Raw genomic sequence first — 15,638 nt, forward strand, 5'->3', positions numbered from 1 at the left:
CGTCTCGACCTCCCGATGTGAACCCGACTAGGACACACCACTGGCTGTATTCAGAAAGGTGGGGTCGAGGATGGCGCCGACGCGTTTGACGTTCTGGGCGATGAGTGCGGTCTCGAGGTGGCCGATCGCTTTCAGCGGAGCGATTCGTTCGGTGAGGTAGCGGTAAAGCTCGCGGGAGTTCCGGCAGACGACCTGGGCGGCGAGGTTAGTGGGGCCAGTGGTGGCTGCGACGAAAACGATCTCGGGGTGTTCGGCCAGTGCCTGACCGGTGGCGACCAGTTCACCGGGCGCGACCGTGATCCAGAGGCGCGCGGCGGTGTGCAGCCCCACATATGGCAGATCGAACTCGGCGTAGTAGTGGAGAAGGCCGGTGGCCTGGAGACAGTCGAGACGGCGGCCGACGGTGGACTGCGACCAGCCGGTCGCTGCGGCGATTTCGGCTTGGGTGGCCCGGCCGTCACGGGCCAGTACGTCCAGGAGGCGTTGGTCGCCAGGATCCACGTTCGGAACGTCATCGATCTCGGGCGCCTGCGTGATACTCAGCTGTTCGATCTCGTGTGGCGTGAGGGCGTTCAGGCTTCGGATCCGTTGCGGCGAGCCGTAATAGGTGTGGAGGACCGAATAGGCGGCGATTGTGACGACCCGACCGCGCCGTGGCAGCTTGTCCAGAAGCAGGTGTTCGCTCTCGTCTTGGCTGCGGGCCCGTGTGATGCAGAGGATTTCGGTGCCGCCGGAGGTGATTTGAACCCATGCGGTGTCCAGACGGTCGGCAAGAGCAGCGGCGACGCTCGGAGCCGCACCGGGGACGCATCGGAGCCGGAGAAGCCATCGGCCGTGTGCGACGAAGTTGGCAGGAGGCGAGCCGACGATTCGTAGCTGGTCCTGAGCGCGCATCCGCTGGTAACGGCGGGCGATGGTCTGGTCGGAAACGCCGAGCACCTCGGCGATGCGGCTGAACGAGGCTCGGCTATCCAGTTGGAGCGCGTGGATCAGCCTGCGGTCCAGGTCGTCAGCGGTGGGGGATTTCACCATCCAAGGCTAGTTTATGTCGAGAAGTTTGAAAAATGACCTGAGTATGTGGCTATCTCGCAGATCATCCGTGATCGTTGCCTGGTCTATACGAGTGATCGAAAGGATCGAGATGGGCAAGTGGTTACCGCTGACGGCCGTGTGCCTCGGGGCGTTCATGCTGCTGGTGGACGTCAACATCGTGACGGTGGCATTGCCGGAAATGTCGACGGGGTTGGCGTCGTCGTTTTCGTCGCTGCAATGGGTGATGGACATATATGCGCTGGTGCTGGCGGCGCTGCTGATGGGGGCGGGCGCCCTCGCGGATCTGGTGGGACGCCGCAAGGTATACGTGACCGGGCTGGTGGTATTCGCGCTCGCGTCACTGATCTGTGGTCTGGCCCCGGACGCGGTGACACTCATCGTCGCGCGAGCGATTCAGGGGGCGGGCGCAGCGATGATGTTCGCGACCACGGTGGCACTGGTGAACGCCTCATACGAGGGCCGCGATCGGGCGGTGGCGTTCGGGGTCTGGGGTGCGGTCAATGGCGCTGCGGCCGGGGTCGGCCCGATTTTGGGCGGGCTGGTGACGCAGCAGTTCGGCTGGCGGTGCATCTTCCTGGTGAATCTGCCGGTCTGCATAGTGGCGGTAGTACTGACGCTGCGGGTCGTGGCTGAGTCGCGCAGTTCGGCGGCGCGGCGAATCGACGTGCCGGGGGTCGTGTCGTTTGCGGTGGTCGCCGCAGTGGTGACCACCGCGCTGACCAAGGCGGGTGAGGTCGGATGGACCGCTTCAACGACTGTGGGAATGCTCGCCGCTGGGGCGGCCGCTCTGCTCGTCTTCGTCATAGTCGAGATTCGGAGCCAACATCCCATCTTGGATCTGCGTCTGTTCCGTGACCCGACCTTTGCCGGGGTCATGATCGCCTCGCTGGTGATGTCCGGGACGGCCTTTGCCTACCTGCTCTACACCTCGCTGTGGCTGCAGACGGTACAAGGGTTGAGCGCGATCGGCGCCGGTCTGGTGATCCTCCCGATCAGCGGCCTGGCGTTCGTGGCCTCCTGGCTTACCGGACGTTTCCTGCACGGGTTCTCGCCCCGGTGGACCATCGGCGTCGGGCTGTTGTTGGTCGGTGTCGGGACGTTGAGCCAGGCGGTACTTACTGCGGGATCGGGTTGGGTCGCGCTCATACCCGGTTTCGCGATCACCGGGGTAGGCGTCGGGATGGCCCTGCCGAGCGTCACGGCGGCGGCGATGGCCGCCGTGCCGCCGGAGCGGGGCGGGATGGCCGCCGGTGCCGTGAGCGCTTTCCGTCAACTGGGCTACGCATTGGGGATTGCAATTCTCGGCAGTGTCTTCCGAGTAGCGGTAGGGCATTCCCTGGAGCACAAAGTCAGCAACGTCTCAACCACGATAGACCAGCTCACCAGCGGTCATGCCGCGCTGGCGATTACGGAGGCCCACGACGGTGGCGTCGTCCGGGCTGCGTTCGCGACCGGACTCGACGCCGCCACCACCACGGCGTCGGCGATCGCGACCGTCGCTGCCGTGACGACGATCGTCCTGTTGCGCCGCCGCAAGCCGACGTCAGCCGTGGTCGTGCCCCCTGTGGTCGTGCCCGTCGCGACGCCGAGGTCCTGAACTAGTGGTGCGCCTGTAGTCGTTGGCTCGGTAGCAGTCGGGTGCGCAACAGGAGGTCGTGCGGGCGAAGGCGCTGCTGATGGCGGCCGACGGCGTGGCCAACACGGCGATCGCCGTGGCGTTGTCGGTGTCGCCGTTGTCGGTGAAGAGCTGGCGTGAGCGGTTCGCCGAGGAGGGTTTGACGAAGTTGGGGCAGGTCCGCAAGGGTCGTGGCCGCAAACCGTCGATCCCGCAGTCCAAGATCGACGAGATCCTCGATCTGACACTGAACTACCGATCCAAGAGTGAAACCCATTGGGGCTGTAGAACAAAGGCCGACGCAGCGGGGGTGTCGAAGTCCACGGTGCAACTGGTGTGGCACGCGCGGGGACTGAAACCGCATCGGGTGGACACGTTCAAGCTGTCCAACGATGCGCTTCGAGGAGAAACTGGTCGATGTCGTCGGGCTGTATCTGAATCCGCCCGAGAAGGCGATCGTGCTGGGCGCGGCCGAGAAGTCCTCGGTGCAGGCATTGGACCGCACCCAGCCGTCGCTGCCGATGGTCGAAGGGCCGGGCGAGACAGACCCACGACTACAAGCGGCGAGTGCTCTCGGTGGCCTACTTGTGGGGTGTGGGGATGACGCCGGGCTGGTTGGTGGTCGAAGGTGACTGGTCTTGGTCTTCTGTGATGGGGCCGGTGACGCCGGGCTGGCCGCCGGGGTCGACAAGTGGGGGAGTGGGTTCTCCCGGCTGGGGGGCCGGTGGTTCCGGTTGCGGGGCGGCGGGGGGTGGCTCCGGTGGTGGTGCTTGTTGTGTCTGCGGGGCAGGTATGGGTGTAGGAGCTGATGGTTCCGGCTGTGGGGCCGGCGGCGGCTCCGGTGGTGGTGCTTGTTGTGTCGGCGGAGCAGGTTGCGGAGTTGGTTCGACTGTGGGGACCGGTGGTTCGGGTTGTGGGGCTGGTGGTGGTGCTTGTTGTGTCGGCGGAGCAGGTTGCGGAGTTGGTTCGACTGTGGGGACCGATGGTTCGGGCTGTGGGGCCGGTGGTGGTTCCGGTGCTTGCTGCGTCGATGGAATGGGCTCCGGTGCGGGAGAGGGTGATTCCGGCTGTGGAGCCGGTGCTGGTGTGGGCGGCGGGGTTTGCTGGGTCGGCGGAGGGGTCGGCTCCGGCGTGGGGCTGGGGGTTTGCTGCGGGTCGGGCGCAGGTGCAGGCGTCGACGGTGCTGGAGCAGCCGGCGTCGATGGTGTCGGGGTGGACGGTGGTGTCGGAACGGGCTGGGGGGCTTGCTGTTCCGGTGTCGGCGGCGCAGCCGGGGGCACAGTGGTGCCGGGTGGTATCGGGGCGGGGGTGGATGGAACCGGGGTGGCCGACTGCTGATCCTGTTGCGGCAGTGGGGGTTCGGAGTATTCCGGTGTGATCTGTCGTGGGCTGCTCGGCCGCGGTGCTATCTCGCCGGGCAGCTGTGGGGGTTCGGGAAGGGCAGGAACGCCGGTGCCTGCCACGTTGTAGGCCGGTTTGTACACCATGTTCATCGCGAGGACGGCTTCCTGGCGCAGTGTCTCCGCCGCCATCTGTGCGTCGATAATGCCGCCGGCCTCCAGCAGTTTCGCGATCGCGCCGATCGGGCCCGAGCTGCCGGGGGGAACCACGGCAATCTTCACTGCCTCGGCGGCCGCGGCGACCCCACCCAGCCGCGCGCCCACCTGGCCCATGATGGCGGCGAGCTCGTCCACCGACTCGGCGTAGCTGCGGGCACTGGCGTATGCCGCGTCGGCCGTGGCGCCCTCCCACTCCATGGAGTTCATCACGCGATCCGAGCTCGCGCGGGTCAGCGGGAACGAAGTAGCAAGTGTGCCTGCCACTTCCAGCCAGGCGGCCGAGGCACTCAGGATCTGCGCGGCGTCGATTTGCTGAGTCTTGGCGTAGATCTCCTCGTGCCGCATCGACTCGAAATGCTCCATCGAGCTGATGTAGTCGGGGTCGTTCCCGTTCACCGCGGCACCCTCGTTTCGATGGCCCGCAACGCGGCGGCATTCGCGGCGTCGGCCTCCTCGAGCAGTCCGCCGCTGATCAGGAACGCCTCCTTCATCCGGTAGGCGGCCTCGATGTAATTGTCGAGTAGTGCGGCGGCGTCGCGGGCCTTGTGGCTGAAACCGGCCTGGAGCTGCTGAGCGGAGACGAACCCGCCGAAGCCCTGTGCTTCGGACGCGGTTTCGAGGCGTTGTTGCAGATAGATCAGTCGATCGGCCTGCTGGTCGTACATCTCGGCACAGCGCCGTGCCGCGGCCGGATCGAACTTGACTGTTCCTGCCTGCGCCTGCTGCTTGAACCGGGCGATTTCGGCTCGGCTGGTCTCGATCGTCATGCGCACCCCTGAGATCGGTCGGTCCGACCCAGACTAACCGGAAGCCAAGTCTCCGGTCAGTAATAGTTACCCGGCGGCGCTAGTCATCCGGCCTGCGCTGGAACGCGTTTCTGCAGCTGAGCGGCGAGTTGCTCGGCCGAAGCGGGCACAACATGCACGGTCGAACCCGCCTTGATCAGGTAGCGCCCATCGCCTTCGACATCGATCCAGGTGTAGTGGATCGGGGGCGCCGGTTCCGCCCGATCCAGCCGTGCCTCGATCCGGATGTGTCCCTCCGCGGTGTGCGGCTTCAGCAACAGCCTGCGGATCGGCGGCGCGGCCGGTCGGCGCGCGACTATCTCTTCGTCGCGGATGGTGTCGGCAGGTGCGGCTCTGGCCGGTTCCCGTCCCGGCGGGGTCTTCGGCAGCAGCGCTGCGATCCTGGCGCCGAGTTTGGCGCTGTGCCCGATCGAGATGCGCACTCGGCCACCGAAATCCGGGCTGGTGCCCGGCTCCTGCAGAGCGAGCACGGCATGGTCGAAGATCGCACCCGCCAACAATCGGATCTCGGTGCCGGGGCGGTGCGCCCCGCCGATAGCCACTATCCGCGTGTGCGGTTGGGCCAGGATCCGCAGACATGCGGTCAGGTCCGGATCGCTGCCGGGCGGCAGTCGCTCGTCCAGCTGCGCGCGCAACGCATCGGCGTCACGCTCCGTGCGCGGTGTCTCGAGGATCCGGATGGGGTAGGGATGGCGATCTACCTTGGTTTCCTGCCAGACATGAGCGAACTCATCCGGGGTGAATGTCCAACCCACGCAGACTCACATCCTCACCGAACCCACCGAATCAGCCTGAAGCTTAGCGGCGAGTCGAGGATTGCGACCAACTCGTCGGCAAGCGAGCCCGCAGGATTGCGGGCTAACGTCGAGGTGAATTCTCGGATATATCCAAACAGTCCCCTTTGTTTGTTCGGCGTGCCTTGTGCCGGAGCATCCGGCTCCTGCCCGGTCCCGAGGGGGCGATGGGAGACACCTTGCAGGTACTTGGACCGTGGACCGATACAGCGACGATCGCCGCGCTAGCGGGAGGTAAAGCGCGCGGATTGCACAGCTTGCACACCAGTGGTTTCCGCGTACCGGAATGGGTCGTGCTGGGTATCGACGCGTTCGAGCAGGTGCTGCACGCGGGCGACCTCACCGAGGAGCTGACGGCTTTTCTCGCCATCGACGACCTGGAAACGGCGTTGGCGGCGGGGGCAGCGCTGCGCACACAGGTCGCCGCCGCCGCGCTGCCGCCGACGGTCCTCGCGTTGATCACCGACGCCTACGACCGGCTCGACGGCGGCTCGATCGCCGTGCGCTCCTCGGTGGCCGCTGAAGACGGCCCCGGCCACTCTTACGCGGGCCAATTCGACTCGTTCCTGAACGTGAACGGCCTCGACGCGGTGACATCCCGGGTGCGGGCGTGCTGGGCGTCGGCGTTCTCCGAGCGGTCCATCCGCTACGCCTTCGCACATGAGCTGCCGCCTACCGGCGCTCCTGCCGTCGTCCTCCAGCGATTGATCTCCGCGCGGACCAGCGGCGTGATGTTCACCGCGAACCCGATCACCGGGACGGCGGAGGAGTTGGTGATCAGTGCGGTCTACGGGCTCGGTGAAGGCCTCGTATCGGGCGCGGTGGACGCCGACTCGGTAATCGTCGACAAATCCTCCGGCGCGGTGCTGGAAACGGTGCTGGGGGACAAGGAGCGGTCCTACACACCCGCCGGTGACCAGGGCGTCGCGGTCGATGAGGTGGATCAGGAGCGTCGCAGCCGTGCCGCGCTGTCGGATGCCGAGCTCCTCGAGGTCGTCGAACTGGGGCGCAAGCTGGAGGCCGACCTCGGCGCGCCGCAGGACGTCGAGTGGGCGATCGACGACGGCGGGCTCTGGTTGCTGCAGACACGACCGATCACCACCGCCGTGCGCGACACCTCCCGATCCGGTGACGCGCTGTTGCGCGGCGCCGGTGAGGTCCTCGAAGACGACGAGCAGCGGATCTGGGACAACTCCAACATCATCGAGAGTTTCAGCGGCATCACCTCGCCGTTGACGTTCACCACGGCGGCCGACATCTACGGCCGGGTCTATCACGGTTACGCGAAATCGTTGCGGGTGCCCGATGAGCAGTTGCGCCAGACCGATCGCTGGACTCCGGTGCTGCTGGGCTACTTTCACGGCCGCGTCTACTACAACCTCCTGCACTGGTACCGGATGGTGGGCATCGCGCCCGGCTACCCGTTGAACAGGAAGGTGCTGGAGGCGGCGCTCGGCGTCGACGAACCGCTCGCCGACGAGCTCGCGAAGACGCTGCGGCCGTTCACTTTCCGAACGCAATTCGCCCGGCTTCGCTCCAGGACCGTCACCACGGTGACCTATCTGCGGCGGCTGTGGGGAATCGACGATATGGTCGAGCAATTCCTGACCGAGTTCTATCGCGTCTACGACGAATACGACGCCATGGACTACACGACCCTGTCCGGCGAACAGGCCTACGCGTCCTACCGCACCGTCGACCGTGACCTGGTGCAGCGCTGGGGCCCGCTGATGGTGCTGGACGCGATCCTGCTGACCTGCACCGGATTGATGTTCCTGCTGACGAAACTGCTGCTGCCCAAGGCGCCGGAGTGGTTCCTGTATGCCGTGGTGGGCCCGGGTGCCGATGTCGAATCGGCCGAGCCCGCGCGCGCGATGACCGAGCTGGCCCAGTTCGTGCGCGCCGAGCCGGAACTCGTGGCATTGGTCAATTCGACTCCGCCGGAACAGATCTACCCGGCACTGCGCGGATCGGAGCGCACCGAATTCCTGGCCCGCGTCGATGCCTATATCGATCGCTACGGCTATCGCAGTCTCGACGAGCTGAAACTGGAGACGCCCGATCTGCGGGAAGACCCGGCCAGCCTGTTCGTCATGCTGCGCAGCGCCATCGGGCGGGTAGGAGACGCCGCACAGCACAGCCGCAGCGCCGAGGCCGACGAATATCTCGACGCGCACCTGCACGGCTTGCGCCGTCGGATCTATGAACGGTTGCGCGCCAAGGTGAATCGTTGCGCCGCGCACCGCGAACGGCTGCGCTTCTGCCGGACGCGAGCCTTCGGGATGGTGAAGCGGATGATCCGGGTGATGGGCCGCGACCTGGTCGAGCGCGAGGTCATCGACGAGTTCGGCGACGTGTTCTTCCTGACCGTGCAGGAATTGCGCGGCTGCTATGAAGGCGCGCAGACCAAGACGCTGCGCGATCTGGTGGCGACGCGAAAAGCTCAGCGCGCCAGGGACGGTGAGTTGGTCGCGCCGGCTCGCTTCGTCACAGCGGGTCCGACCTTCGGGCGGGTCGAGCTTGCGGCTCAGGGCTGGGTGCCGGTCACCGACACTCCGGCCGCAACGGTCGGAACAGTGCTGCCCGGAACGCCGTCGGCGTCGGGAATTGTCGAGGGTACGGCTATCGTCGTCGACGAGCCACGCGACGTCGCAGGCGGCATCCTGGTGGCCTATCGAACCGACCCCGGCTGGGTGGCTGCGCTGCCTTCGGCGTCGGCGCTGGTGATCGAGCGCGGCAGCCCCCTCACGCACGTCGCGATCGTGGCGCGTGAATTAGGAGTCCCCACCGTGGTACAGGTCAAGGACCTCACGAAAAAGATACGGTCCAGTATGCGGATTCGGGTCGATGGAACCAATGGGACGGTTACCGTGCTGTCCGAAGGAGACTTCCGCGATGGAGCATAACAAATATGTTGCGGCAGTGCGTAATTGGCTTGCCGAGCCCGCGGCGGACGCCGGGGTATACCTGGCCGACGAGGCCGACGGCTGGACCTATCGCAGCTATCGCGACCTCGCTGACACGACCTGGTCCATCGCCACCCTGATGCGGGCGCAAGGCATGGGCAGCGGCGACGGCGCGTGTGTGATCATGCCGACCGGATTCCCTTGTGCCGCAGCGTTCTACGCCGTGTGGGCCTGCGGCGGGGTCTTCACGCCGGTCGCGCCGCCGATGTTCGGCGACCTCGACCAGATCGTCGCCCACATCGCGGCGATCCTGGCGCAGGCCCGCCCGCGACTGGTGGTGACCTCGACGGAGTTCGAGCAACTCGTCCGCAGGGCGGCGATCGAAGCGGGCCGCACCGACGAGCCACTGGTGATCAACGCTCAGACCCTGGGGCCGCCACCCGCGGCGCGTGAGTTCGGCGAGCCGGACGAGTGCGCGCTGCTGCAATTCACCTCCGGCTCCACCGGCACACCGCGCGGCGTGCGCGTCAGCTGGCAGAACCTGGCCAACAACATCGCGATGATCTCCACCCTCGTCGACTGGCGGCCTGGGGAGGCCGTGGTCTCGTGGCTGCCGCTCTATCACGACATGGGCCTGGTCGGCGCCTTCCTCACTGCCGTGACCAATCAGGGTGATCTGTACCTGATGCGACCCGACCAGTTCGTCCGCGACCCGGTGCGGTGGCTGCGTGCGATGACCCATGCCCAGCACTCGTCGTCACCCTCGTTCGCGCTCGGCTATGTAGCGCATCGGGTGCCGCAGGAGGACATCGCCGAGCTCGACCTCTCCGGCTGGCGCACGCTCGCCGTCGGCTCCGAACCCGTCGAGGCCGCCGATCTACAGTCGTTTGCGAATCTCGCCGGCAAACAAGGTTTCTCGACCAAGGCGTACACGCTGGCCTATGGGCTCGCGGAGGCAACGCTGATGGTGACCTCGTCGGCACGCAACCGCCCTGTCACCGCGCTGCGCCTCGACAACCCGAGTCTGCGCTTCGGGTCCAGGATCACGATCCTGGACGAGCAACTGCTCGACGACACCCGTCGGGTCGAAGGCGCGGGATGGATTACCGGCCTGGGCTATTCGACGCCGGAGTCGACGGTCACGGTGGTCGACGAGGACGGTCGCGAGCTCCCCGACGGCACCCTGGGCGAGATGGTCGTGGTCGGCGATTCGGTGGCGCTCGGGTATTCGGTGACGGATTCCAGCGAGCCCGCAGCGGGTTCGTCCACCCGGATCACCGACGGCAGGCTCTACACCGGTGACGCGGGATTCCTGTATCGCGGTGAAGTTTTCGTGCTCGGCCGGATGGGCTCGAGCCTGAAGGTGCGCGGTCGCTCGGTGTTCATGGAGGACATCGAATCCCGGGTCGCTCAGGAGACCGGGATCACCAAAGGCAAACTTGCCGCGGTCACCATCACCGAGGCGGGTGCGCAGGGCATCGCCTTGTTCGCCGAATCTGCGCCGGGTGACTGGATCTCCGAGGCTCGCAGCATTATTCGCGGTGAGCTCGGCCCCGCGCAGTCCGTCACCATCGTCACCGGACCGCGCGGCACCATTCGCCGCACTTCCAGCGGCAAACCGCGCCGCCGCCATATGTGGCAGCTGTTTCGCGATGGAGTCCTCGACGGCGCCATCGCCCACGAGACAGACGGCACCACCGGCGCCGGCGGGGCAGACAACATCGAAGCCGGCGCTGGCCGCGCCGCTCAGGACATCGCACCGGAGCCCACGCTGGCTGCGGAGCGGGTCCGCCAGCTGCTCGAGCGAGCCTTGGAAACCATAGTGGTACCGCGGGATTCGACGGTGCTGTTCGAAGGTTCGCTGGCCGAGGGGTTCGGCAACGAGGGATCCGATGTGGACTTCCTCGTCCTCGCGCCCGGCGACGAGGAGATGCCGACACTGCCGACAGTGCTGTTCATCGATGGGCGTCGAGTCGAGGTGCGCACCCGGTCGCAGGCACAGCTGTGCAGACAGTTGGCGCAGGTCGCGGCGGCGGGAAACCCCACAGAACTCGACGAGGACCTGCTCAACCGGTGTCAGCGATTCCTGCGGGCGACCGTGGTCCGGTCGGGCACTCCCGAGGTAGCCGAATTGCGCTCGCTGCTGCCCTATTCCGGCTTCACGGAGCTGATGGCGCACTGGTGGACCGCGCGGGCCACGCAGGCATTGCGATTCGCGGTCGCACTGCGCGCGCTGGGAGCGCACGCCGAAGCGGGTGGTTGGGCGCGCGATGGTCTTTTGCAGGCGATGAAGGGGTGGGCGGCGCGGCACGGCGAAAGCTATCTGGAGACCAAATGGCTGCCGCAGCAGCTGGACCGGATCGGGCGCGACGACCTCATCGATCGCTACCGGGACACCAGTGATCCCGCCGCCTGGGCGTTCGACGACCAGGCGCGGAAGGTCGGCGACGCGGAACCGGGTTCTGGAGCTGAGCACCATGCCGTCCCCGTGTCCGTAGCTGAAGCCGATCGGCCCGGCGACGCGCAAGCCGGAGCAGCGGCCGAACAGCTGACCTGGCAAAAGGTGTGGGAACTGGCCGCCGCACTCGGCGTGCCCGCGGTGGCGGACGATCCGCATCAGATCTTGTTCGCGCGCCGCCCCCGCGTCACCACCTGGACGATCGGTGGGCGCGTGCATGTCGTGCGCGACGATCGGGATGTCTTCGTGCTCTCGGACCCGGCTGCACGGGCCTGGCGGTCGGTGGTGTTCCGGCATTCGGTGCGTGACGTGCTCGCCCGCGCCCAGTCGGACATCGCCACCGAGCTGTCCGAGTTCGTCCGGCTCGGTTTCGTCGGATTGCAATGGCGCGGCGGCGAACTCATCGAACCCGCCTTGGCAATGTGCAAGCCGGTGCAGCACTACACGCCGGTGCCGAGTATGAGCGCCCCTGCGCTCGGCGTGACCGGAGCCGCGGGAGACGATCCGATCGTCACCCTTTCTGCACTGCCGGCGACCAGATTCACCGAATGCGCACTGAATCTGGTGTGGTCCAACATCGTTCTGGAGAATGCCAGGGAGGACCTGGCCGGTGCGGTGAAGAACTCCCAGGGCGCGGTCGCCGACATAGCCGCCCACCGTCTGATCGCGATGGCTGTTCGGGTCGTGCTGTCCGCCTTCGGTATTCATCCACTGCCCGCCGACGTGGCACCCGTCGAAACCGTGCTGCGCATACTTCCCTCGCACGCGTCGGGTCGCGATGAGCTACTGACACAGCTGAAATCGGTGCAGCAGGTGTGCTTCTCGGACATCCTTCGCACGAGCGGTGACATCAGCGCCGGTCTTGCGGTCCTCGACGATTTCGTCGCCCTGGTGCGGCGGATCGCCGGCGGCTCGGAGTCCGCGACCGGTTTCCCCGCCTCGTTCGATTCGCGCGAGCAATGGCGTCGGACCCTGGCGATCGGTTACGACTGGCTGCGCCTGGCCGGTTACCTGAACACCGACCTGCCGCTCGACGAGGCCCGCGATCTGCTGACCTCTGGTGGCCACCAGCCTCATCTACGGGAAGGAGAGTCGGCATGACCGCTGTAGCCGATACCGCGATCGCCGAGCAGGTCCGCCGCCTCGTCCTCGCGATGGCGCCGCGACCATCGGCGACCGACGACGAGAAGCGGCTGGTCGAAGACCTCGGCTTCGATTCTCTGCGCCTGATGGAACTCACGGTGGTGCTGGAGCGCTCCTTCGACCTGCCGCGCTATCGCCCGGAGCAATTGATCGGTGTGCGTCGCGTCGGGCAAGTGATCGCCCTCGTCTCGGGGACGCTGGCTGAAGGCGGCCCATCATGAGCGAGCAGGCCAGGGCTGACCGGCAGCGCGGTGCGATCACGAGCGCGCGCGACACCGTGCTGGTCACCGGCGCGACCGGATTGGTCGGCGCCGAAGTCGTGGCGCGGCTGGCCGCCGCCGGCCGACCGGTGGCTGCTGTGCTGCACAGCAATTCGAGCATTGTCCGTAACGACGGCACAGTGCTGGAGGCGGGCACGCCGGTGGCGGGCGATATTCGGGCACGCGGTTTCGGCATGTCGGAGCGCGACACCGCCGACCTGGCCGAGCGCGTCGGCGCCATCGTGCACTGTGCGGCGACCACCGCGTTCGACGCGCGAGATGCCGATTACGAGGAACTGAATGTGCGCGGCACCGTGCACGCCATCGCGCTGGCCAGGCAGTGGGATGTTCCGCTTGTGCACGTCAGCACCGCGTATGTGTGCGGACGGCGCGGCGGCGTGGTCACCGAGGACGAGCTGGATGCGGGCCAGTCGTTCGGGAATGGGTACGAGGACAGCAAGTTTCGCGCCGAACAGTTGGTGCACGCGGCAGGTGAGCATGGCCTGCGCTGGGCGATCGTACGGCCCGGCATCGTGACCGGCATCGGCGACTCGGGCGCGATCCGCGAATACAAGAACCTCTACACCGTCGTGAAACTCATGGTGGAAGGCAAACTCCGGGCACTGCCGGGCCGCTACGACGCGACCTTGTCGCTGGCCCCGGTGGATCACGTCGCCGACGTCATCGCCGCGGCCGTCCTGGATTTCGACTCCGCGCACGGCCGCACCTTCCACGCGCTCGGCCGAGACACTTTGTCGTTGCGCGAGGTATCGGATGTGCTCGCCGAATATCCCTCCTTCGAGGTGGCCACGTTCGTGCCGGAAGCGACCTTTGCCGAGGACGACCTGGACCCGGTAGAACGGGAGTACTACCGGCGCATCGGCTCGCTCTACACCAGTTACTTCCAGCGGCGTCTGATATTCGACACCGCCCATGCCGAGGTACTACTGGGCAAGCCGTCGCCACCGAGCGGCAAGGACTACCTGCGTCTCCTACTCGACTACTGCCTGGAATCGGGATACCTGGGCGTTCCGCTGCCATCGATCGAAGATGTATTGGCGAGCAACGACTTCGGAGGCGGGCGATGAGCAGTGGATCACCGGGTGGGCGTGACGGGATCGTCGGCGATTCGCTGCGCGAGCTGCTGGCGGGTTCGACACCGTCGGCGGAGAAAGCCGGTGTCTACCTCGACGACACCTACGTGCAGGAGTCGGTCGACCAGCTCGACCGGTTGGGTGTCGACGCGGCGAAATTTGCCATGCAACATTCGCTGCTGCTGCTCAAACCCGATGCGATCGTCGCCCGCGCCGTCGAACCGACGCTGCAATGGCTGGCCGACAACGGTTTTCGTGTGGTCGGCGCCTACCGCGTTCCGGTAGATCGACATCTGGCCCGTGCACTGTGGTACTTCGCATGGAATATCGCCTCACCCGAACGCAGGCGGCTTGCCGATCTGCTGGTCGGCATCTCGGATGTGCTTGTCCTGGTGGTGCACGGTCCCGACGGGGAGCTGCCGGTCTCGGTGCGGCTCACCGAGGCCAAAGGCGCGACCGATCCACGCAAACGCCGGCCCGGCGAATTGCGGTATCTGCTCGGCAGGCACAACTATCTGCTCAATCTTGTGCACTCGCCGGACGATCCCGCCGATGTGCTGCGCGAGCTCGCCATCTACTTCGACGAGCGGACGCGGGCGGCGGTGATCGCGCAGGCAGACACGGGTGTCGACCGCTCGGCCGATGCCGTCGCGATCGCTCATGACCTGTACACCCACGCTCCTGCCCGCAGCTTCGATCGTGCCGACGCACTGGCACGACTGTTGAGCGATCTCGACCGCCCAGGTTTCACGCTCCCGCCCGAGCTCGACCTCGAATCCGACACGGGCTGCGCGCAATTGCTGTACTCGGCATGGGCCGCCGACCAGGACCTGGATCCGTGGTCGGTGATCGTGCTCGGCTCATACGTACTTCCCATGCGGACCGGCACTCAGCCGCAGACCTTGCGGCCCGTGTCCGCGACAGATTGGTTGGAGGGTCGATCGTGACCACAGACGCAGCACCGGTACGGGCAGCAAGCCACGTCCGCACCATCTCCCGCGAACTAGCTCATCGCTGCGCGGTCTCCGAGGTCTTCGTGACCTCGCTGGATACCGCGGCACCGGACGAGTTCGTCGCGGGCGCACAGCTACCGAGAATGCACGCCTACTACGGCGACCACCACGGTTCGCTCGCGATGCGACACGATCCGCTGCTGGTGATGGAGGCAGCCAGGCAGGCGGCGATCGCGCTGACCCACGAGTTCTACGGTGTGCCGCCCGAAATGGCGTTCGTCGTCAGGACTTTCAACGGCACCGCCTCCGATACCCCGGCCTGGGAAGTCCGCACCGCGCCCGCCGACCTCGTGATGCGGGTACGGGTGCCACAGCAGCATCGCCGCGGTGGCGTGCTGCACGGCCTCGACATGGTGCTGGATATCGAGTGTGCGGGCGAGCCGATGCTGACCGTCGACGGTTCCTTCTCCTGGGTCACCTCGCGACAGTGGTCGGGCCTGCGCTCCGCGTTCCGGGACAGTCTGGGGCTCGGACCTTTCCACGGCGCTTCGGCACTGACCGAGCGCGCCGTGCCCGCCGCGGTGGGCCGGGAGAACTGGCACAACGTCGTCATCGGTCCACCGCGCCGGGACGGCGCAACCGCGCGGGCCGTGCTGGTCGCCGACCTCGGCCACCCGTTCTTGTTCGATCATCAGCTCGACCATGTCCCCGGCAGTCTGCTCATCGAAGCGTGCCGCCAGACCGCACTATCGATGATCGTCGACGAACTGCCGCGGTTGGATTGTGTAGCAAGTACTTTCGATCGATTCGTCGAACTCGACCTGCCAGCCGAATGCGTGGCGGAATTCGTCGAACAGGGTGCGGGCACCGTGGTGATCCACTGCGAGATCCACCAGGCCGGTGCGGTCGCGGCCCAAGTCGATCTCGAATTCGCGCAGGACACACTGGATCCCGAGGCCGAAGCGGACTCGGTAATCGTCTGATGGACAGGAGCCCG

The 15,638-nt window shown here is 66.6% G+C and carries 11 protein-coding genes and 1 pseudogene; 8 read left to right on the forward strand and 4 right to left on the reverse strand.

The window, feature by feature from the left end; genetic code table 11:
• Nucleotides 1-27 precede the first annotated feature (27 nt).
• On the reverse strand, nucleotides 28-1,032 hold the full coding sequence (locus tag OHA42_RS13055) for an AsnC family transcriptional regulator (protein WP_406237084.1): 1,005 nt from the start codon (nucleotides 1,030-1,032) through the stop codon (nucleotides 28-30).
• Between the two features lie 109 nt (nucleotides 1,033-1,141).
• Here OHA42_RS13055 and OHA42_RS13060 point away from each other — a divergent pair, with 109 nt between their 5' ends.
• Nucleotides 1,142-2,650: an MFS transporter gene (locus OHA42_RS13060; RefSeq protein WP_406237085.1), complete on the forward strand. Its 1,509-nt coding sequence runs from the start codon at nucleotides 1,142-1,144 to the stop codon at nucleotides 2,648-2,650.
• 34 nt (nucleotides 2,651-2,684) lie between these two features.
• Nucleotides 2,685-3,232, forward strand: a pseudogene (locus tag OHA42_RS13065) (helix-turn-helix domain-containing protein); the annotation flags it as partial.
• Nucleotides 3,233-3,249: 17 nt separating this feature from the next.
• On the opposite strand, the gene OHA42_RS13070 reads toward OHA42_RS13065, so the two are convergent.
• The 3 genes from OHA42_RS13070 to OHA42_RS13080 all read right to left on the reverse strand — a co-directional run bounded on the left by OHA42_RS13070 (nucleotide 3,250) and on the right by OHA42_RS13080 (nucleotide 5,788).
• A complete protein-coding gene (locus tag OHA42_RS13070) occupies nucleotides 3,250-4,623 on the reverse strand; it encodes a hypothetical protein (RefSeq protein WP_406237087.1) in 1,374 nt (457 codons plus the stop codon).
• The gene (locus OHA42_RS13075; protein WP_406237089.1) at nucleotides 4,620-4,994 is read right to left on the reverse strand and encodes a hypothetical protein; all 375 of its coding nucleotides are present in this window, start codon (nucleotides 4,992-4,994) and stop codon (nucleotides 4,620-4,622) included. Before OHA42_RS13075 ends, OHA42_RS13070 begins: the two co-directional genes overlap by 4 nt.
• 83 nt (nucleotides 4,995-5,077) lie before the next feature.
• Nucleotides 5,078-5,788, reverse strand: coding sequence for an ESX secretion-associated protein EspG (locus tag OHA42_RS13080; RefSeq protein ID WP_406237091.1), 711 nt, complete (start codon nucleotides 5,786-5,788; stop codon nucleotides 5,078-5,080).
• A gap of 218 nt (nucleotides 5,789-6,006) precedes the next feature.
• On the opposite strand from OHA42_RS13080, the gene OHA42_RS13085 reads away from it, so the two are divergent.
• Genes OHA42_RS13085 through OHA42_RS13110 form a run of 6 tightly spaced genes read left to right on the forward strand, consistent with a single transcriptional unit; the run spans nucleotide 6,007 to nucleotide 15,624 of the window.
• Nucleotides 6,007-8,733: a phosphoenolpyruvate synthase gene (locus OHA42_RS13085; RefSeq protein ID WP_406237093.1), complete on the forward strand. Its 2,727-nt coding sequence runs from the start codon at nucleotides 6,007-6,009 to the stop codon at nucleotides 8,731-8,733.
• Nucleotides 8,723-12,292 (forward strand): AMP-binding protein, encoded by a 3,570-nt coding sequence (locus OHA42_RS13090; protein ID WP_406237095.1) that lies wholly within the window; start codon nucleotides 8,723-8,725, stop codon nucleotides 12,290-12,292. The genes OHA42_RS13085 and OHA42_RS13090 overlap by 11 nt, the downstream gene beginning before the upstream one ends.
• Entirely contained in the window at nucleotides 12,289-12,555 is a 267-nt protein-coding gene (locus OHA42_RS13095) for an acyl carrier protein (protein WP_406237097.1), read from the forward strand. The genes OHA42_RS13090 and OHA42_RS13095 overlap by 4 nt, the downstream gene beginning before the upstream one ends.
• Nucleotides 12,552-13,682: an SDR family oxidoreductase gene (locus tag OHA42_RS13100; RefSeq protein ID WP_406237099.1), complete on the forward strand. Its 1,131-nt coding sequence runs from the start codon at nucleotides 12,552-12,554 to the stop codon at nucleotides 13,680-13,682. The genes OHA42_RS13095 and OHA42_RS13100 overlap by 4 nt, the downstream gene beginning before the upstream one ends.
• Complete coding sequence (locus tag OHA42_RS13105; protein ID WP_406237101.1) at nucleotides 13,679-14,635, forward strand: nucleoside-diphosphate kinase; 957 nt, start codon at nucleotides 13,679-13,681, stop codon at nucleotides 14,633-14,635. Before OHA42_RS13100 ends, OHA42_RS13105 begins: the two co-directional genes overlap by 4 nt.
• Entirely contained in the window at nucleotides 14,632-15,624 is a 993-nt protein-coding gene (locus tag OHA42_RS13110) for a ScbA/BarX family gamma-butyrolactone biosynthesis protein (protein ID WP_406237103.1), read from the forward strand. The genes OHA42_RS13105 and OHA42_RS13110 overlap by 4 nt, the downstream gene beginning before the upstream one ends.
• Nucleotides 15,625-15,638: the final 14 nt, after the last annotated feature.

Source organism: Nocardia sp. NBC_01009, assembly GCF_045208035.1.
Classification (GTDB): domain Bacteria; phylum Actinomycetota; class Actinomycetes; order Mycobacteriales; family Mycobacteriaceae; genus Nocardia.

Bases quoted from the DNA above. Each gene is read 5' to 3' on its own strand.
- OHA42_RS13055 (WP_406237084.1), bottom strand. From the start codon at position 1,032: ATGGTGAAATCCCCCACCGCTGACGACCTGGACCGCAGGCTGATCCAC.
- OHA42_RS13060 (WP_406237085.1), top strand. From the start codon at position 1,142: ATGGGCAAGTGGTTACCGCTGACGGCCGTGTGCCTCGGGGCGTTCATG.
- OHA42_RS13075 (WP_406237089.1), bottom strand. From the start codon at position 4,994: ATGACGATCGAGACCAGCCGAGCCGAAATCGCCCGGTTCAAGCAGCAG.
- OHA42_RS13090 (WP_406237095.1), top strand. From the start codon at position 8,723: ATGGAGCATAACAAATATGTTGCGGCAGTGCGTAATTGGCTTGCCGAG.
- OHA42_RS13095 (WP_406237097.1), top strand. From the start codon at position 12,289: ATGACCGCTGTAGCCGATACCGCGATCGCCGAGCAGGTCCGCCGCCTC.
- OHA42_RS13100 (WP_406237099.1), top strand. From the start codon at position 12,552: ATGAGCGAGCAGGCCAGGGCTGACCGGCAGCGCGGTGCGATCACGAGC.
- OHA42_RS13105 (WP_406237101.1), top strand. From the start codon at position 13,679: ATGAGCAGTGGATCACCGGGTGGGCGTGACGGGATCGTCGGCGATTCG.